Genomic DNA, 20,202 nt, shown 5'->3' with positions numbered 1-20,202 from the left:
CATGGCTTCCGCCCTCCACCCCGAAGTCGCCGGGCTCCTGGCGCGCTCGCACCGGCTGGGTTCGGACCCCCGCAACACCAACTACGCCGGCGGCAACACGTCCGCCAAGGGCACCGCCACCGACCCGGTCACCGGCGGCGAGACGGAACTGCTGTGGGTCAAGGGCTCCGGCGGGGACCTGGGCACGCTGAAGCCCCAGGGACTGGCCGCGCTGCGACTCGACCGGCTGCGCGCGCTGAAGGACGTCTACCCCGGCGTCGAGCGCGAGGACGAGATGGTCGCCGCCTTCGACTACTGCCTGCACGGCAAGGGCGGGGCCGCGCCCTCCATCGACACCGCCATGCACGGCCTGGTCGACGCGGCCCACGTGGACCATCTGCACCCCGACTCCGGGATCGCGCTGGCCTGCGCGGCCGACGGCGAGAAGCTGACCGCCGAGTGCTTCGGCGACAAGGTCGTCTGGGTGCCGTGGCGGCGCCCCGGGTTCCAGCTCGGCCTGGACATCGCCGCCGTCAAGGAGGCCAACCCGCAGGCCGTCGGCTGCGTCCTCGGCGGCCACGGCATCACCGCCTGGGGCACCACCTCCGAGGAGTGCGAGGCCAACTCGCTCCACATCATCCGCACCGCCGAGGCCTTCCTCGCCGAGAAGGGCCGTCCCGAACCCTTCGGACCGGTGACCGAGGGCCACGCGCCCCTGCCCGACGAGGAGCGCCGCGCCCGTGCCGCCGCACTCGCCCCGCACGTCCGCGCCCTCGCGTCCGCCGACCGCCCCCAGGTCGGCCACTTCACCGACGACGACGTCGTACTGGACTTCCTCTCCCGCGCCGAGCACCCGCGCCTCGCGGCCCTCGGCACCTCCTGCCCCGACCACTTCCTGCGCACCAAGGTCCGCCCACTGGTCCTGGACCTGCCGGCCGACGCCCCGCTGGAGCAGGCCGTCGCCCGCCTGCGGGAGCTGCACACCGAGTACCGCGCCGAGTACCGGGCCTACTACGAGCGGCACGCCGTCCCCGGCTCGCCCGCCATGCGCGGCGCCGACCCCGCCATCGTCCTCGTGCCCGGCGTGGGCATGTTCTCCTTCGGCAAGGACAAGCAGACCGCCCGCGTCGCCGGCGAGTTCTACGTCAACGCGATCAACGTGATGCGCGGCGCCGAGGCCGTCTCCTCCTACAGCCCCATCGAGGAGTCGGAGAAGTTCCGCATCGAGTACTGGGAGCTGGAGGAGGCCAAGCTGCGCCGCATGCCCGCCCCCAAGCCGCTGGCCACCCGCGTCGCCCTGGTCACCGGCGCCGGCTCGGGCATCGGCAAGGCCATCGCCCGTCGGCTCGCCGCCGAGGGCGCCTGCGTTGTGGTCGCCGACCGCGACGCCGAGGGCGCGGCGGCCGTCGCCGAGGAACTCGGCGGACCCGACCGGGCCGTGGCCGTCACCGTGGACGTCACCAGCGAGGAGCAGATCACCGCCGCGTTCGCCGAGGCGGTCCTCGCCTTCGGAGGCGTCGACCTGGTCGTCAACAACGCCGGCATCTCCATCTCCAAGCCGCTGCTGGAGACCACGGCCGGGGACTGGGACCTCCAGCACGACATCATGGCCCGCGGCTCCTTCCTGGTCTCCCGCGAGGCCGCCCGGGTGATGACCGCCCAGGAGCTCGGCGGCGACATCGTCTACATCGCTTCCAAGAACGGCGTCTTCGCGGGCCCCAACAACATCGCCTACGGGGCGGCCAAGGCCGACCAGGCCCACCAGGTGCGCCTGCTGGCCGCCGAGCTCGGCGGGCACGGCATCCGCGTCAACGGCGTCAACCCCGACGGGGTCGTCCGCGGCTCCGGCATCTTCGCCGGCGGCTGGGGCGCCGAGCGGGCCGCCGTGTACGGAGTGGAGGAGGAGAAGCTGGGCGAGTTCTACGCCCAGCGCACGCTGCTCAAGCGCGAGGTCCTGCCCGAGCACGTGGCGAACGCGGTCTTCGCCCTCACCGGCGGCGACCTGACCCACACCACCGGTCTGCACATCCCGGTGGACGCGGGCGTCGCCGCGGCCTTCCTGCGCTGACCCCGCAGCACGCCCTGATGCCGGTGCGGCACGCGCAGCGGCATCAGGGCGCACCACGGACCGGCGGACCGTCCCCGCCTCCCCGTCCCCTCCTCCCCCCTTCGTCTCCTCATCTCCTTCGTCCCCCCTCTCCCTCCTTCGTCCCCCTCCCCGTCCGACCACTCCTCGCCGCGCACAGCGGAGGTACCACCACGTGACCACCACCCCGGCCTCCTCGGCCTTCTCCTCGGCGTTCGCCGCGGTCGACCTCGGGGCCACCAGCGGACGGGTGATCCTCGGCCGCGTCGGACCGGACAACCTCGACCTGACCGAGGTCCACCGGTTCCCCAACACCCCCGTCCGCCTGCCCGACGGGCTGCACTGGAACCTGCTCGCGCTCTTCCAGGGCACCGTCGACGGACTGCGGGAAGCCGCCCGGGCCGGGGGAGTCGTCTCCGTCGGAGTGGACACGTGGGCGGTGGACTACGGGCTCCTCGACGCCGACGGCGTCCTCCTCGGCACCCCGTACCACTACCGGGACGACCGCACCGACGCCGCCGCCGAACGGGTCCACCCCCACGTCGGCCCCGAGGAGCTGTACCGGATCACAGGGTTGCAGCACCTGCCGTTCAACACCGTCTTCCAGCTCGCCGCGGCGGCCGGCAGCAGCCAGCTGCGTGCCGCGCGCACCCTGCTGCTGATCCCGGACCTGCTGGTCCACTGGCTGACCGGATCCCTCGGCGCGGAGGTCACCAACGCGTCCACCACCGGGCTGTTCGACGCCCGCAGGGGCACCTGGTCCGCGCAGCTCCTGGAGCGGCTCTCGATCGACCCCGGCCTGCTGCCGCCGCTGCGCCGCCCCGGCGACCCGGCCGGCACCCTCCTGCCGCACGTCGCCGACCACACCGGCCTCGACGCGAGCACCCCGGTCGTCACCGTCGCCTCGCACGACACCGCCTCCGCCGTCGCCGCCGTCCCGGCCACCGAGCCGCACTTCGCCTACATCTCCTGCGGCACCTGGTCCCTGGCCGGCCTCGAACTGGACGCCCCGGTCCTGACCGAGGCATCCCGGGCCGCGAACTTCACCAACGAACTGGGCGTGGACGGCACCGTCCGCTACCTCCGCAACATCATGGGCATGTGGCTGCTGGAGGAGTGCCGCCGGACCTGGGAGGCACAGGGACTGCCCACGCACATCCCCGGACTCCTCGCCGAGGCCGCCCGCTGCCGCGCGTTCGGCGCGGTCGTCGACCCGGACGACCCGGAGTTCCTCGCCCCCGGCGACATGCCCGAACGCATCCGGGACCACTGCCGCCGCACGGACCAGCCCGTCCCCGACAGCCAGGGCGCCGTCGTGCGCTGCATCCTGGAGAGCCTCGCGCTCGCCCACCGCCGCACCCTGAGGCAGGCCGCCGAACTCGCCGGCCGCGACATCACCCACATCCATCTCGTCGGCGGCGGCTCCCGCAACGACCTGCTCTGCCAGCTCACCGCCGACGCCACCGGCCTGCCCGTCATCGCCGGACCCACCGAGGCCACCGCCCTCGGCAACATCCTCGTCCAGGCCCGGGCGGCCGGACTGGTGGCCGACCTCGCGGCGATGCGCCGGCTCGTCGCCTCCACCCAGCACCTCAGGCGCTACAGCCCCCGCGGCGACAGCGCCGCCTGGGACGCGGCGGCCGCCAGGCTCACCCCCGCCCGAACGGAACCCCGATGCGCGTAGCCCTCTTCGCCACCTGCGTCAACGACGCGCTCTACCCGTCCACGGCGATCGCCACCGTCAAGGTGCTCGAACGCCTCGGGGTCGAGGTGGACTTCCCCGCCGCCCAGACCTGCTGCGGCCAGCCCCAGTACAACACCGGCTACCGGCGCGAGACCGAGCCCCTGGTGCGCCGCACGGCCCGCGCCTTCGACGGCTACGACCACGTCGTCACCCCCTCCGGTTCCTGCGTCGCCATGGTCCGCGACAACTACCCGAGGATCGGAGCCAGGGCGGCGGCCGAGGGCCGCGGCCGGGAACTCGCCGACGCCGCCGCGTCCCTCGTGCCGCGCGTCGTCGAACTGACCGAGTTCCTCGTCGACGTCCTCGGGGTGACGGACGTGGGCGCGTACTTCCCCCACACCGTCACCTACCACCCCTCCTGCCACGGACTGCGCATGCTCGGTCTGGGCGACCGGCCCCGCCGGCTGCTGCGGGCGGTCAAGGGGCTGGAGCTGGTGGAGCTGCCGGGCGCCGAGGAGTGCTGCGGCTTCGGCGGCACCTTCGCCGTGAAGAACGCCGACGTGTCCGCGGCGATGGGCGACGACAAGATCCGCAACGCCCTGTCCACCTCCGCGGACGTGCTGTGCGGTGCGGACAACTCCTGTCTGATGCACCTCGGCGGCATGCTGCGCCGCCGGGACGCACCCCAACGGGCATTGCACCTCGCGGAGATCCTCGCGAGCACGGAAGAGGAGCCGCTGCGATGAGCAAGACCTTCATGGGCATGCCCTCGTTCCCGAAGGCGGCTCGGGACGCCGTACGCGATGCGACGTTGCGCGGGAATCTGCGGCACGCGACGCACACGATCCGGGACAAGCGGGCGCGGGCGGTGGCGGAGCTGGAGGACTGGGCGCAGCTGCGCGAGGCCGGCAGGCGGATCAAGGACCACACGCTGCGCCACCTCGACCGCTACCTGGAACAGCTCGAGGATGCGGTCACGGCGGCGGGCGGCACCGTGCACTGGGCCGCCGACGCGGACGAGGCCAACGACATCGTGGCCGACCTGGTGGAGGCCACCGGCGAGAGCGAGGTCGTCAAGGTCAAGTCCATGGCGACGCAGGAGACCGGCCTCAACGAAGCCCTGGAGGCCCGCGGCATCCGCGCCTACGAGACCGACCTCGCCGAACTGATCGTGCAGCTGGGCCAGGACCTGCCCTCGCACATCCTCGTCCCCGCCATCCACCGCAACCGCGGCGAGATCCGCGACATCTTCCGCTCCGAGATGGGCGCCTGGGGCCGCCCCGCACCCGAGAACCTCACCGACACCCCCGCCGAACTCGCCGAAGCCGCCCGGCTGCACCTGCGGGAGAAGTTCCTGCGCGCCAAGGTCGCCGTCTCCGGCGCCAACTTCATGATCGCCGAGACCGGCACCCTCGTGGTGGTGGAGTCCGAGGGCAACGGCCGCATGTGCCTGACCCTGCCCGAGACACTGATCTCCGTGGCCGGCATCGAGAAGGTGATCCCCACCTGGCGCGACCTCGAGGTCTTCCTCCAGCTCCTGCCCCGCTCCTCCACCGCCGAGCGCATGAACCCCTACACGTCGATGTGGACCGGCACCACCGACGGCGACGGCCCCCGCACCTTCCACCTGGTCCTGCTGGACAACGGCCGCACCGACACCCTCGCCGACGAGGTCGGCCGCCAGGCACTGCGCTGCATCCGCTGCTCGGCCTGCCTCAACGTCTGCCCGGTCTACGAACGCGCCGGCGGCCACGCCTACGGCTCGGTCTACCCCGGTCCCATCGGCGCCATCCTCACCCCCCAGCTGCGCGGCACCACCACCGAACTCGACGCCTCCCTCCCCTACGCCTCCTCCCTGTGCGGCGCCTGCTACGAGGTCTGCCCGGTCGCCATCGACATCCCCGAAGTCCTCGTACACCTACGGGAGAAGGTCGCCGACCAGGGAGGCAAGGGGCACCGCCTGGAGAAGGCCGCGATGAGGGCGGCGACCTGGCTCCTCGACCATCCGGCCGCCCTCACCGCCGGTGAACGGCTCGCGTCCGGGACGCGGAAGCTGCACCCCGAGCGGCTCCCCGGCCCCGGCGCGCGCCAGTGGACCGACAGCCGTGATCTTCCGGACGTGCCCGCCCGACCGTTCCGCGACTGGTGGAAGAAGAACCGCGCATGACCTCTCCGTCCTCCTCCCGCGACCGCGTCCTCGGCCGAGTGAGCAGAGCCCTCGCGGACGCGCCCGAAGCCCCCGAGGTCTCGCGCGACTACCTGGTCAGCCACACTCCCGACGACCCGGCCGCGGTGCTCGACCTGCTCCACGAGAACCTCGCCGACTACCGGGCGGGCGTGCACCGCACCACTTCGGAGGGCCTCGCGGCACTGATCGGCGAGCTCCTCGCCGGTCACGGCGCGCGCAGCGTCGTCGTGCCGCCCGGCCTGCCCGGTGCCTGGCTGACCGGCTCGGACGCCCGGCAACGCCTCGACGACGTTCCTCTGACCCCGGAGCAGCTCGACTCCGCCGACGCCGTGGTCACCGGCTGCGCCCTGGCCGTCGCGGAGACCGGCACCGTCGTCCTCGACGCCGGCCCGGGGCAGGGACGGCGTGCCCTCACCCTCGTTCCCGACGTGCACATCTGCGTCGTCGACGCCCGCACCCAGGTGGTCGCCTCCCTCCCGCAGGCCCTGCCCCGCCTCGATCCCACCCGCCCGAGCACCTGGATCTCCGGCCCGTCCGCGACCAGCGACATCGAGCTGGACCGGGTGGAGGGCGTCCACGGACCCCGGACCCTGGAGGTCGTCCTGGTGGTCGACTGACGGCCGCACGGCCCGGCGAACGGGCGGACGAAGCCCCGGAAGCATGTGCTGAACGCCCGGACCGTCGCCTAACCTCGTGCGTGGACGCGTCGGACCGCACGTGCCGGCACCGCGAGGAGGCGATCGTGCTCGGAAGGAACACCCGGTGGTTCGTGGGCGCGTTGGCCGTGGCCTGCCTGCTGATCGTCGGCCGCGGCGCATCGGACGACGGCCCCGCCGCCGGGCCGCTGCGCGCCGACTCCGTCAAGCACGTCGTACCGAACCGCGTCATGACGTGGAACATCTGCAATCCCTGCCGCGAGAGCAACGCCGACCGGGCGGCGGAGATCGCCGCGTACGCACCCCAGGTCATAGGTCTGCAGGAGGCGTGCGTACGCGACGTCGAGCAGCTCCGCGACTACCTGAAGGCCCGCCACGGGCTGGTCTACCACGTCGAGTACGGGTCGGTGCTGCGGAACCGGGGACGCTGCGGCGGGTGGCCGTGGAATCCGGGAGGCTTCGGCCAGGCACTCCTGTCGGCGGCACCGATGACGGACCGCGTCCTCGTGGAGTACCCCGACGGCGGGTCCGAGGACCGCGGGTACCTGGCCGTCACCACGACGGTGGGCGACCGGTCCGTCCGGGTCTTCAACACGCACCTCGCCCAACGGCGCCAGGAGGCGGTCCGGGCGGGCCAGACCGCCGTACTCGCCGCGGCCGTCGGCCGGTACGACCGCGCCGTCGTGCTCGGCGACTTCAACGCCGTGCCGGACACCACCGAACTCGACCCGTTCCGGGAACTGGCCGCGGACGCCGATCCCGGATGCCGTCCCTCGCCCGCCGGCAGGTGCGAGCCGACCACCGACTGGGACAGCAAGTTCGACTATGTGTTCCTGCGGGGCATCACCCCGCTCCGGCACCGCGTGCACCCCACCCCGTACTCGGACCACCACATGCTGCTCGCCGACCTGCGCACCTGACCCGGCCGGCCGTCTGGCATCATGCCCGGATGACGCCAGGCCGGATCATCTTCCTCAACGGCACGTCCAGTTCGGGGAAGTCGAGCATCGCGCGCGAGCTGCTCGACGTCCTCGACGACGGTGTCTTCTTCCACCTGGCGGTGGACAGCTTCAACGCGATGCGCACCAAGCGCGCCCTCGAGGCGGAGGAGCTCGACACGGCGCTGCGGCGGACCAGGATGGGCTTCCACCGCTCCGTCGCGGCCATGGCCGAGGTGGGCAACGACGTCGTCGTCGACCATGTGCTCAGCGAGCCCTGGCGATTGCTCGACTGCCTGTCGGTCCTGCGTCCCGAGAGCGTGCTGTTCGTGGGTGTCCACTGTCCGCTCGAGGAACTCACGCGCCGGGAGCGCGAGCGGGGAGACCGCCCGCCGGGCCTCGCCGCGCACCAGTACCACCTCGTCCACCGGCACGGCGACTACGACCTGGAGTGCGACACCGGCACCGCGACCGCGCGGGAGTGCGCCGAGCGGATCAGGGACTTCCTCCCGCGGCTCCCGCACCTGTCGGGCGGCACCGCCTTCGCCCGCCTCCGGGACCGCCACCTGTCCGCCGCCACCGGGTGACGCGCCGTGGACGGGGACGGGTCACGGGAGGAGAGCGGCCCCCGCGGCCGGCCCGGGGACCGTGACGCGGACGGGCAGGTGGTCGCCCGCCGCGGTGATGCCCTCGGCACCGGCGGTGAGGTGTCCAAAGGCCGCGGTGGTGCGTGCGGCGGACCCGGCCATGGGCACGGGCGGATCCCTTCCGGACGGCGCCCTCGGTCGGCGGAACGAGGGCGGGAGGGCGCCGGAAGCCGGCTGGGGCCCGTCGGCGAAGGCTCACCGGACGGCAGACGGCGGTGCGCTGCCGGTACAGCGCGGCACGATCGGGGTACCCGGTCCTCCCGGCCGCCGGACAGCCTCAGGGGAGATGAACGGGCATGGCGTCCGAAACCGTGAAGGTGCCCTCGCACCGCACCACCCTGGACGGCGATCTCACCGTGCCCCCCGGCGCGCGGGGCGTGGTCCTGTTCGCGCACGGCAGCGGCAGCTCACGGCTCAGTCCCCGTAACCGCGCAGTCGCCGCCGGTCTGCGCGGAGCGGGATTCGGGACGCTGCTGCTGGACCTCCTGACACCGGACGAGGAGCGCGAGGACATCGCCACGGCCCGGCATCGCTTCGACATCGCCCTGCTGGCCCGGCGCCTGGCGGACGCCGTGGACTGGCTGGGGCGGCGGCCGGACACGGCCGATCTGCCCGTGGGCCTCTTCGGGGCGAGCACGGGAGCGGCGGCCGCCCTGATCGCGGCGGCGGAGCGGCCCCGGGCGGTGTCCGCGGTGGTGTCCCGGGGCGGCAGACCGGACCTGGCGGGCGATGCCCTTCCCCTGGTCGCCGCACCGGTCCTGCTCGTCGTCGGGGGCGACGACGAGACGGTCCTCGGTCTCAACCGTGAGGCTGCCCGGCGGCTCGCGCCGTTCCACCGGATCCACGTCGTCCCGGGCGCCACCCACCTCTTCCCCGAGCCCGGCGCCCTGGAGGAAGTCACCGAGGTCGCCGCCGCCTGGTTCCGTGACCACCTGGGCGAAGGGGCCGACGGCGACCGCACCCGCTGACACCACGGCGGGCCCGAGAGAGGCAGGCATCAGATCATGCGTTTCCCCGATCGCCGGGCAGCCGGCCAGGAACTCGGACTGCGGCTCGTGGAGCGGGCGTCCGGCGGCGAGCTGCCCCGTCCCGTCGTCCTCGCGCTGCCCCGCGGCGGCGTGCCGGTGGCCGCCGAAGTCGCCAGGGCCCTCGGGGCGCCGCTGGACGTGCTCGTGGTGCGGAAGATCGGTCTGCCCGGAAGGCCGGAGACGGGCATCGGCGCGGTCGTGGGCGACGAGCCGCCCCTGTTCGACCAGCGGGCCCTGACGATGCTCGGCCTCACCGAGGACCGCCTCGTCCGGGACGTGGCCCGGGAGCGCGCGGAACTGAGGCGCCGCGCCCTGCTCTACCGGGGCGACCGGCCCGCGCCCGACGTCAGGGACCGCACCGTGGTCCTCGTCGACGACGGCCTGGCCACCGGCGCGACCGCGCGCGCCGCCCTCCGCCACCTCCGGCGGCTGGACCCCGCCCGGCTGGTCCTCGCCGTTCCCGTCGGCGCCTCCGAGACCGCCGCGGAGATGCGCGCGGAGGCCGACGACGTCCTGTGCCTGCGCCGGCCGCCGGACTTCCTCGCGGTCGGCCTCTGGTACGACGACTTCGAGCAGGTCGGCGACGACGAGGTCATCGAGATCCTGGACGCGCACAGGGCGGCCTCGCCCCCCGGCCCGCCCTGACGGCCTCCTTCCGCGGTGCCGCTCGTGACCCGGTGGCGCGGACTCGGTACCAGGGTCCGGCCCGCACCGGGGAGCCGTCCGCACGGATCGTCGCGAGGTCCGCGTGCTCGGTGTGCCGTTCCGGCTCCCGGGAGCGTTCGCCGCCCCCGTGGTCGTGCACCTCACGGCCGACCCGCCGGCCCACCGCCGCGGACACGCCATCGGGTTCGAGGGGGCGGCCGCCCGGAGCGGGCTGTGGGCGGGACCCGCCCCGGTCCTCGCCTGCTTCGGGGCGCCCCGCGCCCCGCGCCCACCGGCACCGCGTTCTGTTCTCCGGCGTCATCGGTGCCCCGGTGTCCCGCCGGTCTCCGTCGCCCCGGGCCCACGACGTTCCGCCGGGACGACCGGCCGGGAGCACCAGGGAACAGAGCCGGGAGCACCAGGGAACAGAAGAGAACAAAGCGGCGCAAAGGGCTTTTCGGGGCTTTTCTCCCGCTTTACCGTGGAGGCATGACCAGTCAGACAGGCGGGACCAGGTCGCCGGCCGAACAGGTCTGTCCGGTGTGCCACCACCCCGTCCACGGCGAGATCAGACGGTACAAGAGTCTCGGGATCTTCGTTCCCCGCTGGTACCCGGGCCGGTGCCACAACCCCGACTGCGCCGCGGCCGTCACCGCCCCCGCCCGTTCCGCGCGGCGGTGACGCCGCCCACGCGGCGGGTCAGCTCCCGTGCGGTCTGCGCCACGTGGTCCGCGATCCGGTGGCGTTCCGACGCGTCCGCCGACTCGCCGGGGAAGGTGACGGAGACACCCGCGATCGGGTGGGCGTGGTGGTCCAGCACGGGCGCGGCGACGGAGGACAGGCCGGGAGTGACCTCGCCCTCCTCCGTGGCGTACCCCCGGCGCCGCACCTGGGCCAGCAGGCCCCGCAGGGCCGTCAGCGACGCGGGACCGACGCCGTGCCGCAGCACGAAGGCGGACCGGTCCGGGAAGATCGCCCGCACCTGCGCGGGCGGCAGCAGCGCCAGCACCGCCCGGCCGCTGGCGGTCAGATGGGCCGGCAGGCGCACCCCCACCTCGCTGACGAGCGGCGCCCGGCCCGGAGCGCGCTCCTCGATGACGTAGATGACCTCGCGGCCGTGCAGCACGGCGAGGTTCGCGTTGTGCCCGGTGCGGTCCACGAGCGTGGCCAGCGGCACCCGGGCCAGCCGCTGGAGCGGCGCCTGGCGCTCGTACCCGGAGGCCAGCTCGAAGGCGCTCACGCCGAGGCCGTAGCGCCGCTCCTCCGGCAGGTGGACCACGAAGCCCTCGGCCGCGAGGGTGTCGAGCAGGTGGTAGGTCGTCGAGCGGGGCAGTCCCACGTCGCGGCTGATGGCGGCCGCGGGCACCGGTGCGGCCTGCCGCGCCAGATAGCGCAGCACGGCCAGCACCTGGGCGGCGGCCGGGACGATGCTCATGGGGCGAGAGTAAACCAGGGGAGGGGCGGACCAAGTGTCTGGGATCCCAGACAACCACGGGCGCTGATGTCTCGGGACCCAGACACTATTGATCCATAACCCCTCGCGCACCCTTTCCGCCTGCGGCTTCATAGGGACATGACCGTTGTTGTTGGTGTCGGCGCGCTCTCCGCCGACGAAGTCGTGTCCGTCGCCCGTCTCGGTACCCCGGTGGCACTGGCCCCGGAGGCGCTCAAGGAAATCGCCCGCAGTCGCGAGGTCATCCAGGCCCTCGCCGACGACGCCAAGCCCCACTACGGCGTCTCCACCGGTTTCGGCGCCCTGGCCACCCGCCACATCCCCACCGAGCTGCGTGCCCAGCTCCAGCGCAGCCTGGTGCGTTCGCACGCCGCGGGCTCGGGCCCCGAGGTCGAGCGCGAGGTGGTCCGCGCGCTGATGCTGCTGCGCCTGTCCACCCTCGCCACGGGCCGTACGGGCGTACGGACGCAGACCGCGGAGGCCTACGCCGCGCTGCTGAACGCCGGCATCACCCCGATCGTCCACGAGTACGGCTCGCTCGGCTGCTCCGGCGACCTCGCCCCCCTGGCCCACTGCGCGCTCGCCGTCATGGGCGAGGGCGAGGTCCGCACCGCCGACGGCGTGCGCAAGCCCGCCGCCGAGGCGCTCGCCGAGGCGGGCATCGCCCCGGTCGTGCTGGAGGAGAAGGAGGGCCTCGCCCTCATCAACGGCACCGACGGCATGCTCGGCATGCTCGTCCTCGCCGCCCACGACCTGCGCCTCCTGCTGCGCACGGCCGACATCGCCGTCGCGATGAGCGTCGAGGGCCAGCTCGGCACCGACGCCGTGTTCGCCGCCGACCTCCAGGCCCTGCGCCCGCACCCGGGCCAGGGCGACAGCGCCGGCAACCTGCGCGCCCTGCTCGCCGACTCGGCGATCGTCGCCAGTCACAAGGGACCGGAGTGCACCCGCGTCCAGGACGCGTACTCGCTGCGCTGCTCGCCGCAGGTGCACGGCGCGGCCCGCGACACCCTCACCCACGCCGAACTGGTGGCCTCCCGCGAGCTGGCCAGCGCCGTCGACAACCCCGTCGTCACCCTGGACGGCCGGGTGGAGAGCAACGGCAACTTCCACGGGGCCCCGGTGGCCGCCGTCCTCGACTTCCTGGCCATCTCGGTCGCCGACCTCGCCTCCATCTCCGAGCGCCGCACGGACCGGTTCCTCGACCCCGCCCGCAACCGCGGCCTCAACGCCTTCCTGGCCGACGACCCCGGCGTCGACTCCGGCCACATGATCGCGCAGTACACGCAGGCCGCGATCGTCTCCGAGCTCAAGCGGCTCGCCGTACCGGCCTCCACCGACTCCATCCCCTCCAGCGCCATGCAGGAGGACCACGTCTCCATGGGCTGGTCCGCCGCCCGCAAGCTGCGCCGCGCCATCGACGGGCTCGGCCGCGTCCTCGCGGTGGAGATCTACACCGCCGCCCGCGCGCTCGACATGAGGGCCCCGCTGAGCCCGGCGCCGGCCACCGCCGCGGTGCGCGACGGGCTGCGCGAGACGGTCGACGGCCCCGGCACCGACCGCTGGCTCGCCCCCGAGATCGAGGCGACCGTCCAGTACGTCACCTCCGGCCGCGCCCTGGCCGCCGCGGAGTCCGTCACCGGCCCGCTGGTCTGACCGGACCGACGTCCCGCACACCTCCCGGGCCCGCGGGCCCGGGAGGTGTGCGGCTTTCCCCCGGGAGGGAGACCCCATGGCACCACGGATCCTGCGGGCGTCGGAGCGGGCACCCGCGCCGTGGAAGAACGGCGGCGGCGTGACGTCGCAGGTCGCCGTCCACCCGCAGGGCGCGGGGACCGACGACTTCGCCTGGCGGGTCAGCGTCGCCGACGTCGCGGACAGCGGACCGTTCTCCACGTTCGACGGCGTCGACAGGATCATCACCCTCGTCGACGGGCCGGGCATGGCACTGACGGTCGACGGGGTTCCGCACGTGGTGGACGGCCCGTACGAGCCCTTCGCCTTCCCCGGTGACGCCGTCACGGAGTGCCGGCTGCTCGGCGGGCCGATCGTCGACCTCAACGTGATGGTCCGGCGTGCCGGGACGGCGGCGCGGGTCCGCGTCGCGCGCTCGGACACCTCCGTGCGGCCCGGCACCGGGACCCGCGTCCTCGCGGTCGTCCTGGAGGGGACGGCCCTGCTGCACGGGGCGTCCGCCCGCCTCGGCCGTCTCGACGCCGTCCTGTTCTCCGACGAGGACTCCGACGCGATCGGTGTCGACGGGGTCCTCATGGTCGTCGAACTCGCCGGCCCCACCGGCCGGTCCGGTCACTGACCGGGACGCCCCCCGCGGAAAGGCCGCGGCCGCCAGGCCGCGGCTCTCGTCGCGTCTCACGGCCTGGCGGCCTGCCGGGGGCGGGCCGGACACGGGCCCGCGGGGGGTCATGCCAGGGCGGTCACCATGCGGTGGATCAGGCGGGCACCGGCGCGGGCCGTGCGCTGGTCCACGTCGAACTCCGGGTTCAGCTCGGCGATGTCGCAGACCGCCAGCCTGCCGCTCGCCGCCACCCGGGCGCAGACGCGCTCGACGACGTCCATGGGCACGCCGTACGCGGCGGGGGCGCTGACACCCGGCGCGACGGCGGCGGGCAGCACGTCGAGGTCGATGCTCAGGTGCACCACGTCGCAGCTCGCGAGGAACTCGTCGACGAACCCCTCGGCGCGCGCCAGGCCGAGCAGGCCGCACTCGGTGTCCGGCAGGTGGCGGACACCGAGCGAGTCCGCGGTGCGGAACAGCCGCTCCGTGTTGCTCGGCTGGCTGACGCCCAGCACCCAGTAGTTGAACTCCCGGCCCTGCCGCGTCTCGCTCTGCGCCATCTGCAGGAAGGGGGTGCCGGAGCTGGGCCGGACGTCGTCGCGCAGGTCGAAGTGCGCGTCGAGGTTCAGCACGCCGAGACGGGCGCCCTCGCGCAGCGCCCGCGTCTGCGCCAGCCCGAGGTAGCTGCCGTACGCCACCTCGTGGCCGCCGCCCAGCACCATCACCGGGTGGCCGCGGTCGACGAGCGCGGCCACCGCACGGCCCAGGCGCTGCTGCCCCGTCTCCAGGGCGTCCTCGCCGTCCCCGGCGACCTCGATGTCGCCCGCGTCGAGCGCCCGCAGCGGCCTCGGCAGCGCCATCGACGCGAGGGCTCGGCGCAGGGCGTCCGGGCCGTTCGCGGCGCCCTGCCGGCCCTTGTTGCGGCGCACCCCCTCGTCGCTGCGGAAGCCGACGAGGGCGACGTCCCCCGGGACCGCCCCGGCCGGGTCGAGGCGGACGGCGTGGTGCCAGCGCAGGTTGTCGGCGCCGGGACCGTCGTCCCGTCCGGTCCAGGGTGCGGCCGGGACGTCCGCGTGGACGTGCGGGATCTCCCCGTCCCTGGTCACCGCGCTCACGCCGCGCCGCCCTCGGTCTCCGCCATCGGGATGCGCACGCCGCGCTCCTTCGCCACCGACGCGGCGTGCTCGTAACCGGCGTCCACGTGCCGGATGACGCCCATGCCCGGGTCGTTGGTCAGGACGCGGGCGAGCTTTCGGGCCGCGAGTTCGGTGCCGTCGGCGATGCAGACCTGGCCGGCGTGGATGGAGCGGCCCATGCCGACGCCGCCGCCGTGGTGGACGGAGACCCAGGAGGCCCCCGAGGAGGTGTTCACGAGGGCGTTGAGCAGCGGCCAGTCGGCGATGGCGTCGGAGCCGTCGAGCATCGACTCGGTCTCGCGGTAGGGCGAGGCCACGGAGCCGGAGTCGAGGTGGTCGCGCCCGATGGCGACGGGGGCGGACAGCTCGCCGGAGGCGACCATCTCGTTGAAGCGCAGACCCGCGCGGTGCCGTTCGCCGTAGCCCAGCCAGCAGATGCGGGCGGGCAGCCCCTCGAACGCCACGCGCTCGCCGGCCATCCTCAGCCAGCGGTGCAGGTGCTCGTTCTCCGGGAAGAGCTCCATGATGGCCTTGTCGGTGGCCTCGATGTCCTTGGGGTCACCGGAGAGGGCGGCCCAGCGGAAGGGGCCGAGGCCCTCCTCGAACAGCGGCCGGATGTGGGCCGGCACGAAGCCGGGGAAGTCGAACGCCCGCTGGTAGCCGGCCTTGCGGGCCTCGTCGCGGATCGAGTTGCCGTAGTCGAAGACCTCGGCGCCGGCGTCGAGGAAGCCGACCATGGCCTCGACGTGCCGGGCCATGGACGCGCGGGCGCGCTCGGTGAAGTCGGCCGGGTCCTTGCGGGCCTGCTCGTGCCACTCCTGGAGGCTCACGCCGACCGGGAGGTAGGACAGCGGGTCGTGGGCGCTCGTCTGGTCGGTGACGATGTCGATGGGCGCGCCCCGCCGCAGCAGCTCGGGGAAGACCTCGGCGGCGTTCCCGGTCAGACCGATGGAGAGCGGCTCGCGCCGGTCGCGGGCCTCGACGGCGAGACGCAGGGCGTGGTCCAGGCCGTCGGCGGCGACGTCGAGGTAACGGTGGGCGATCCGCCGCTCGATGCGGGAGGGGTCGACGTCGACGCAGACGGCCACGCCGTCGTTCATGGTGACGGCGAGCGGCTGGGCGCCGCCCATGCCGCCGAGGCCCGCGGTGAGGGTGATGGTGCCGGCCAGGCTGCCGCCGAACTTCTTGCGGGCGACGGCGCCGAAGGTCTCGTACGTGCCCTGGAGGATGCCCTGGCTGCCGATGTAGATCCACGAACCGGCCGTCATCTGGCCGTACATGGTGAGTCCCCGGGCCTCCAGGGACCGGAACTCCTCCCAGTTGGCCCAGTCGCCGACCAGGTTGGAGTTGGCCAGCAGCACGCGCGGCGCCCACTCGCTGGTGCGCATCACGCCGACGGGCTTGCCGGACTGCACCAGCAGCGTCTCGTCGTCCTTCAGCGTCTTCAGCGTGCGGACGATGGCGTCGTAGGCCTCCCGGTTGCGGGCGGCCTTTCCGGTGCCGCCGTAGACGACGAGGTCCTCGGGGTGCTCGGCGACCTCGGGGTCGAGGTTGTTCATGAGCATCCGCAGGGCACCCTCCTGCTGCCAGCCGAGGCAGTTCAGTTCGGTGCCGCGCGGGGCGCGGACGACGCCCGGTGCTTCGGGGGAAACGCTGGTCACGGAGACTCCTCACGAGACGATCGAGCCGTTGTCCCGCCATGACACGGCAGCGGCCGGCACCGGACCAGCGGCGTCCCGCGGGTTTCTCGGATCCGAGACGCTTCCTCGCGTCCGGCGCCACCGGCCCCTGCGCCCGGCGCGGCCCTCGCTTAGGATTCCAGGCGGGTACGGGGCATCGGCGGCGCGGCGGGAGACGAGGACGGTGGGCGGCTTGGTCGTGGATCCAGCGGAGCTCGGCCGGCTGTACGAGCAGCACACGACCGGTTCCGCCCCCGCGTACCGGCGCGTCAAGGACCTCGTCACCGAGCGGATCGCCGGCGGCCACTGGCGCGAGGACGACGCCCTGCCGTCGGAGAGCCGGTTCGTCGAGGCGCTCGGCCTGTCCCGGATGACGGTCAACCGCGCCCTGCGCGAACTGGCCGCCGAGGGCGTCATCCGCCGGGTCATGGGGGTGGGCAGCTTCGTCGCCCCGAAGAAGGCCAGCTCCGCCCTGCTCGAAGTGCACAACATCGCCGACGAGGTGCGCCACCGCGGCCACCGTTACGAGGCCCGTGTGCTGTCCGTGCGCGAGGAGCGGGCCGACGGGAAGACCGGTGCGCACCTGGGCCTCGGCGAGGGGGAGCCGGTGTTCCGCTCACGGGTGGTCCACTACGAGGACGGGGTGGCGATCCAGTTGGAGGACCGCTATGTCGTTCCGGCGTTCGCGCCCGGCTACCTGGAGCAGGACTTCACCCGGCAGACGCCGTTCACCTTCCTGTCCAAGGTCGCGCCCCTCGGCAGGGGCGAGCACATCGTGGAGGCGGTGCTGGCGGCGCCGGAGGAGTGCGCGATCCTCGGCGTCACGCCGTCCGAGCCCTGTCTGCTGATCCACCGCCGCACCTGGTCGCGGGACGCGCTCGTCAGCATCGCGCGGTTGCTGCACCCCGGTTCGCGCTACCGCCTCGAGGGCGCGTTCGCGACGCACTGACGCTCACGCGGCCGCCGTCCCCGCCGTGGCCGGGGCGTGGCCCGAGACGGCGGCGGTGAGCCGCGCGGCACCCTGCCGCAGGACGTCCCGCACGTGGGCCGCGTCGTGCCGGCAGTGGTGGCGGCGCCAGGTGGTGCTGATCGCCGCGACGGGCCGCCCGTTGTGGTCGAACGCCGCCGCCCCCATCGAGCGGAAGCCCCGGGTGACCAGCTCGACCTCCTGGGACCAGCCGCGCTCCCGCTCCCGGGCCAGCTCGCCGGCCAGCTCCGGCAGCGAACGCGGGCCCCTGCCCGTGCGGGTGGTCAGGTCGCCGGGCCGGGGGAAGAGCGCCCGCAACTGCGCCTCGGAGGTGTGGGCGAGGATGGCGCGCCCGTTGGCCGTCAGGTGGGCCGGCAGGCGGACGCCGACGTCGGTGACGAGGGCGATGTCGATGTCGCCGCTCCGGCCCGCGGGCGGCCGCTCCTTGAGCAGGTAGACCGTCTCCGCGCCGTGCAGGATCCCCAGGTGCACCGTCTGGCCGAGACGGCCGGCGAGCGCGTGCAGGAGGGGACGGGCGAGCCGTTCCAGGGGCTCGTGCCGCAGATAGGCGGAGCCCACCTCGAAGGAGGTGACGCCCAGCCCGTACGCCTGCTCCGCCGGTACGTAGGTGACGAAGCCGCGGTCGGCCAGGACCTTGAGGATGTGGTACGCCGACGACCGCGGGACTCCGAGGTCGCGGGCGAGGGTCGCGGCCTGGACCGGTCCGGGGCGTCCGGCGAGGTACACCAGCATGTCCAGGGCCCGGCCGACGGCCGGTGACGCGCTCGACGACGCGTTCGACGACGGCGGTGTGCTCGGCGCAGGCGCGCGTTCACTCATCGGACCACCTCTTGACGCTCCTGTATAGACAGGAATATACAGGCCGTCGTCCCCGCCGCGAGCTCGGACGACGGACCGGCGGGATCCGCACGGGAACCGCTCCGTCACACCTTCCGGCGCACACCCCGAAGAGGGAGACACTCGTTTGCGTACCGACACCGCCGGTCTGAGCCGCGGGCTCCGCTCCCGGCACATCCGCTTCATGGCCCTCGGCTCCGCCATCGGCACGGGGCTCTTCTACGGCTCGTCCGAGTCCATCCAGGCCGGCGGGCCCGCGGTGCTCCTGGCCTATCTGATCGGCGGAGCGGCCGTCTTCCTCGTGCTGCGGTCCCTCGGCGAGATGGCCGTGGCCTCGCCGAGCGCCGGCTCCTTCGGCGAGTACGCGACCCGGCACCTCGGCCCGCTCGCCGGGTTCACCACGGGCTGGACGTACGCCTTCGAGATGGTCATCGTCTGCGTCGCGGACATCACCGCGGTCGGCGTCTACATGGGCTTCTGGTTCCCCGGCGTGCCGCGCTGGATCTGGGTGCTGGCCGCCGTCCTCCTCATCGGCGCGCTCAACCTCGTCAGCGTCAAGGTCTTCGGCGAGCTGGAGTTCTGGCTCTCCCTGGTGAAGATCGTGGCCATCGTCGCGATGATCCTCGTCGGCGTCGCCGTGATCGCCTTCGGCCTCGGCGACGGCGACGGCCACGTCGGCCTGTCGAACCTGTGGAGCCACGGCGGCTTCTTCGCCGGCGGCGCCGACGGCTTCGTGATGTCGTTCGCCGTGGTCATGTTCGCGTTCGGCGGCACGGAGATCATCGGTGTCACGGCCGGTGAGGCCCAGTCCCCGGAGAAGACCATCCCGAGCGCGGTCAACTCCATCCCGCTGCGCATCATCCTCTTCTACGTCCTGACCCTCGCGGTGATCATGTCGATCACCCCCTGGCGGGACATCGACGCGTCGGGCAGCCCCTTCGTCGAGATCTTCGCCGGCGTCGGACTCAAGTCCGCGGCCGCCGTCCTCAACCTCGTCGTCCTCACCGCCGCGCTGTCCGCGATCAACAGCGACATCTTCGCCGCGGGCCGCACGATGTTCGGCCTGGCGGAGCGGCGCCAGGGTCCCGCGGTCATGCTGCGGGTCACCCGCAACGGCGTGCCGTGGGTGACCACCCTCGTCATGATCGGCGCCCTGCTGCTCGGTGTGCTGATGAACGTCCTGATGCCCGGCAGGATCTTCCTGATCATCTCCTCGATCGCGACGTTCGCCACCGTCTGGGTCTGGCTGATGATCCTGCTGACCCACGTCAAGGCGCGCAGGACGATGTCCGCCGGGGAGAGGGCGTCGCTGAAGTTCCCCGCCCCCTTCTGGCCTTACGGCCAGATCGCCGCCATCGTCTTCATGGCCGCGGTCATGGTGCTGCTCGCCTTCGACGGCAGCACCCGGATCGCCCTGGTCGTCGGCGCGGTGTGGCTGGCGCTCCTCGGAGGCGTCCACGCCCTCTGGGTCCGGCCGCGGCGCCCCGGCCCACAGCCGGACTCCGCTCCGGGGAGGAAGGCTGGCGCGGCCCCGGAGGGTGACGCGGCCGGCCTGGAGGAGCCGGCCCGCGCACCACGATGACGCCGGGGAGGGCGTGACGGCCGGACGCCAAGGCCGCGGGGCCCGCCCCCGTGCCCCTCGTCACTCGGGCGCCGGGCGCCGGGCGCCGGGAGCGTCCGCCGTCCCCCATGGGTCCGGAACCCGGAACCTGTCGAGCGACTCGCCTCGTCCGACGGCGGGCGCGGCACCATCCCGGTGATCCCGGCGGGCGCCTCACCCCCTCGTGCGAGCGGTCCGAGCCCGCCGTCGCCTCGGCGGCACGGAGCCTCTGGAAGAAGCTCCCGGCCGTCCCCGGCGGCCCCGGTCCGGCCGCCTCTGCCGCGTGGCACCGCCCGTGCGGGTACCTCGGCGGACCTCGGAGCCCCGTCGCAACCGCGTTTGCCCAGGAGCGAGGTTCTCGG

The 20,202-nt window shown here is 73.7% G+C and carries 19 protein-coding genes; 14 read left to right on the top strand and 5 right to left on the bottom strand.

The window, feature by feature from the left end; translation table 11 throughout:
* Nucleotide 1: 1 nt before the first annotated feature.
* From ACZ4V6_RS26940 to ACZ4V6_RS26910, 7 genes are all read left to right on the top strand, one after another.
* Nucleotides 2–2,047: a bifunctional aldolase/short-chain dehydrogenase gene (locus ACZ4V6_RS26940; RefSeq protein ID WP_467832237.1), complete on the top strand. Its 2,046-nt coding sequence runs from the start codon at nt 2–4 to the stop codon at nt 2,045–2,047.
* 193 nt (nt 2,048–2,240) lie between these two features.
* On the top strand, nt 2,241–3,749 hold the full coding sequence (locus tag ACZ4V6_RS26935) for a rhamnulokinase (protein ID WP_467832234.1): 1,509 nt from the start codon (nt 2,241–2,243) through the stop codon (nt 3,747–3,749).
* Nucleotides 3,740–4,495 (top strand): (Fe-S)-binding protein, encoded by a 756-nt coding sequence (locus tag ACZ4V6_RS26930; protein WP_467832231.1) that lies wholly within the window; start codon nt 3,740–3,742, stop codon nt 4,493–4,495. The genes ACZ4V6_RS26935 and ACZ4V6_RS26930 overlap by 10 nt, the downstream gene beginning before the upstream one ends.
* Nucleotides 4,492–5,916 (top strand): LutB/LldF family L-lactate oxidation iron-sulfur protein, encoded by a 1,425-nt coding sequence (locus ACZ4V6_RS26925; protein ID WP_467832229.1) that lies wholly within the window; start codon nt 4,492–4,494, stop codon nt 5,914–5,916. Before ACZ4V6_RS26930 ends, ACZ4V6_RS26925 begins: the two co-directional genes overlap by 4 nt.
* Nucleotides 5,913–6,554, top strand: coding sequence for a LutC/YkgG family protein (locus ACZ4V6_RS26920; protein WP_467832227.1), 642 nt, complete (start codon nt 5,913–5,915; stop codon nt 6,552–6,554). Before ACZ4V6_RS26925 ends, ACZ4V6_RS26920 begins: the two co-directional genes overlap by 4 nt.
* A gap of 125 nt (nt 6,555–6,679) precedes the next feature.
* A complete protein-coding gene (locus ACZ4V6_RS26915; RefSeq protein WP_467832224.1) occupies nt 6,680–7,513 on the top strand; it encodes an endonuclease/exonuclease/phosphatase family protein in 834 nt (277 codons plus the stop codon).
* A gap of 29 nt (nt 7,514–7,542) precedes the next feature.
* Complete coding sequence (locus tag ACZ4V6_RS26910) at nt 7,543–8,118, top strand: chloramphenicol phosphotransferase CPT family protein (RefSeq protein ID WP_467832221.1); 576 nt, start codon at nt 7,543–7,545, stop codon at nt 8,116–8,118.
* Nucleotides 8,119–8,139: 21 nt separating this feature from the next.
* On the opposite strand, the gene ACZ4V6_RS26905 is transcribed toward ACZ4V6_RS26910, so the two are convergent.
* Nucleotides 8,140–8,286: a hypothetical protein gene (locus tag ACZ4V6_RS26905; RefSeq protein ID WP_467832219.1), complete on the bottom strand. Its 147-nt coding sequence runs from the start codon at nt 8,284–8,286 to the stop codon at nt 8,140–8,142.
* A gap of 188 nt (nt 8,287–8,474) precedes the next feature.
* Between ACZ4V6_RS26905 and ACZ4V6_RS26900 the strand changes: the two genes are divergently transcribed.
* From ACZ4V6_RS26900 to ACZ4V6_RS26890, 3 genes are all read left to right on the top strand, one after another.
* Nucleotides 8,475–9,146: a dienelactone hydrolase family protein gene (locus tag ACZ4V6_RS26900; protein WP_467832217.1), complete on the top strand. Its 672-nt coding sequence runs from the start codon at nt 8,475–8,477 to the stop codon at nt 9,144–9,146.
* Between the two features lie 36 nt (nt 9,147–9,182).
* Nucleotides 9,183–9,851, top strand: coding sequence for a phosphoribosyltransferase (locus tag ACZ4V6_RS26895; protein WP_467832214.1), 669 nt, complete (start codon nt 9,183–9,185; stop codon nt 9,849–9,851).
* A gap of 489 nt (nt 9,852–10,340) precedes the next feature.
* Nucleotides 10,341–10,532, top strand: a complete 192-nt coding sequence (locus ACZ4V6_RS26890) for a hypothetical protein (RefSeq protein ID WP_467832212.1) — start codon at nt 10,341–10,343, stop codon at nt 10,530–10,532.
* On the opposite strand, the gene ACZ4V6_RS26885 is transcribed toward ACZ4V6_RS26890, so the two are convergent.
* Complete coding sequence (locus ACZ4V6_RS26885) at nt 10,501–11,286, bottom strand: IclR family transcriptional regulator (RefSeq protein WP_467832210.1); 786 nt, start codon at nt 11,284–11,286, stop codon at nt 10,501–10,503. The two genes, ACZ4V6_RS26890 and ACZ4V6_RS26885, sit on opposite strands and share 32 nt — an antisense overlap.
* 138 nt (nt 11,287–11,424) lie before the next feature.
* On the opposite strand from ACZ4V6_RS26885, the gene hutH reads away from it, so the two are divergent.
* Nucleotides 11,425–12,960, top strand: coding sequence for a histidine ammonia-lyase (gene hutH, locus ACZ4V6_RS26880; protein WP_467832208.1), 1,536 nt, complete (start codon nt 11,425–11,427; stop codon nt 12,958–12,960).
* A gap of 76 nt (nt 12,961–13,036) precedes the next feature.
* The gene (locus ACZ4V6_RS26875; RefSeq protein WP_467832206.1) at nt 13,037–13,618 is read left to right on the top strand and encodes a HutD/Ves family protein; all 582 of its coding nucleotides are present in this window, start codon (nt 13,037–13,039) and stop codon (nt 13,616–13,618) included.
* Between the two features lie 107 nt (nt 13,619–13,725).
* Here ACZ4V6_RS26875 and hutG read toward each other — a convergent pair whose 3' ends face one another.
* Nucleotides 13,726–14,715 carry a formimidoylglutamase gene (gene hutG, locus ACZ4V6_RS26870; protein ID WP_467832204.1) on the bottom strand — a complete coding sequence of 330 codons (990 nt, stop codon included), beginning with the start codon at nt 14,713–14,715 and terminating at the stop codon, nt 13,726–13,728.
* The gene (hutU, locus tag ACZ4V6_RS26865) at nt 14,712–16,397 is read right to left on the bottom strand and encodes a urocanate hydratase (RefSeq protein WP_467832202.1); all 1,686 of its coding nucleotides are present in this window, start codon (nt 16,395–16,397) and stop codon (nt 14,712–14,714) included. The genes hutG and hutU overlap by 4 nt, the downstream gene beginning before the upstream one ends.
* 217 nt (nt 16,398–16,614) lie before the next feature.
* On the opposite strand from hutU, the gene hutC reads away from it, so the two are divergent.
* Nucleotides 16,615–17,364, top strand: a complete 750-nt coding sequence (gene hutC / locus ACZ4V6_RS26860; protein WP_467832199.1) for a histidine utilization repressor — start codon at nt 16,615–16,617, stop codon at nt 17,362–17,364.
* A gap of 3 nt (nt 17,365–17,367) precedes the next feature.
* Here hutC and ACZ4V6_RS26855 read toward each other — a convergent pair whose 3' ends face one another.
* Complete coding sequence (locus ACZ4V6_RS26855) at nt 17,368–18,222, bottom strand: IclR family transcriptional regulator (RefSeq protein WP_467832194.1); 855 nt, start codon at nt 18,220–18,222, stop codon at nt 17,368–17,370.
* Nucleotides 18,223–18,367: 145 nt separating this feature from the next.
* Between ACZ4V6_RS26855 and ACZ4V6_RS26850 the strand changes: the two genes are divergently transcribed.
* Nucleotides 18,368–19,822, top strand: coding sequence for an amino acid permease (locus ACZ4V6_RS26850; RefSeq protein ID WP_467832192.1), 1,455 nt, complete (start codon nt 18,368–18,370; stop codon nt 19,820–19,822).
* The last annotated feature ends 380 nt before the right edge of the window (nt 19,823–20,202 follow it).

Source organism: Streptomyces sp. NPDC029152 (assembly GCF_055564355.1).
The sequence above is the reverse complement of the archived record's forward strand: the minus strand, read 5'-3'. Positions and strand labels throughout refer to the sequence as shown.

Excerpts from the sequence above, each read along its gene's own strand:
- ACZ4V6_RS26900 (WP_467832217.1), top strand. The coding sequence starts at position 8,475 with ATGGCGTCCGAAACCGTGAAGGTGCCCTCGCACCGCACCACCCTGGAC.
- ACZ4V6_RS26910 (WP_467832221.1), top strand. The coding sequence starts at position 7,543 with ATGACGCCAGGCCGGATCATCTTCCTCAACGGCACGTCCAGTTCGGGG.
- hutH (WP_467832208.1), top strand. The coding sequence starts at position 11,425 with ATGACCGTTGTTGTTGGTGTCGGCGCGCTCTCCGCCGACGAAGTCGTG.
- ACZ4V6_RS26925 (WP_467832229.1), top strand. The coding sequence starts at position 4,492 with ATGAGCAAGACCTTCATGGGCATGCCCTCGTTCCCGAAGGCGGCTCGG.
- ACZ4V6_RS26895 (WP_467832214.1), top strand. The coding sequence starts at position 9,183 with ATGCGTTTCCCCGATCGCCGGGCAGCCGGCCAGGAACTCGGACTGCGG.
- ACZ4V6_RS26875 (WP_467832206.1), top strand. The coding sequence starts at position 13,037 with ATGGCACCACGGATCCTGCGGGCGTCGGAGCGGGCACCCGCGCCGTGG.
- ACZ4V6_RS26920 (WP_467832227.1), top strand. The coding sequence starts at position 5,913 with ATGACCTCTCCGTCCTCCTCCCGCGACCGCGTCCTCGGCCGAGTGAGC.
- ACZ4V6_RS26890 (WP_467832212.1), top strand. The coding sequence starts at position 10,341 with ATGACCAGTCAGACAGGCGGGACCAGGTCGCCGGCCGAACAGGTCTGT.
- ACZ4V6_RS26940 (WP_467832237.1), top strand. The coding sequence starts at position 2 with ATGGCTTCCGCCCTCCACCCCGAAGTCGCCGGGCTCCTGGCGCGCTCG.
- ACZ4V6_RS26855 (WP_467832194.1), bottom strand. The coding sequence starts at position 18,222 with ATGAGTGAACGCGCGCCTGCGCCGAGCACACCGCCGTCGTCGAACGCG.
- ACZ4V6_RS26930 (WP_467832231.1), top strand. The coding sequence starts at position 3,740 with ATGCGCGTAGCCCTCTTCGCCACCTGCGTCAACGACGCGCTCTACCCG.
- ACZ4V6_RS26885 (WP_467832210.1), bottom strand. The coding sequence starts at position 11,286 with ATGAGCATCGTCCCGGCCGCCGCCCAGGTGCTGGCCGTGCTGCGCTAT.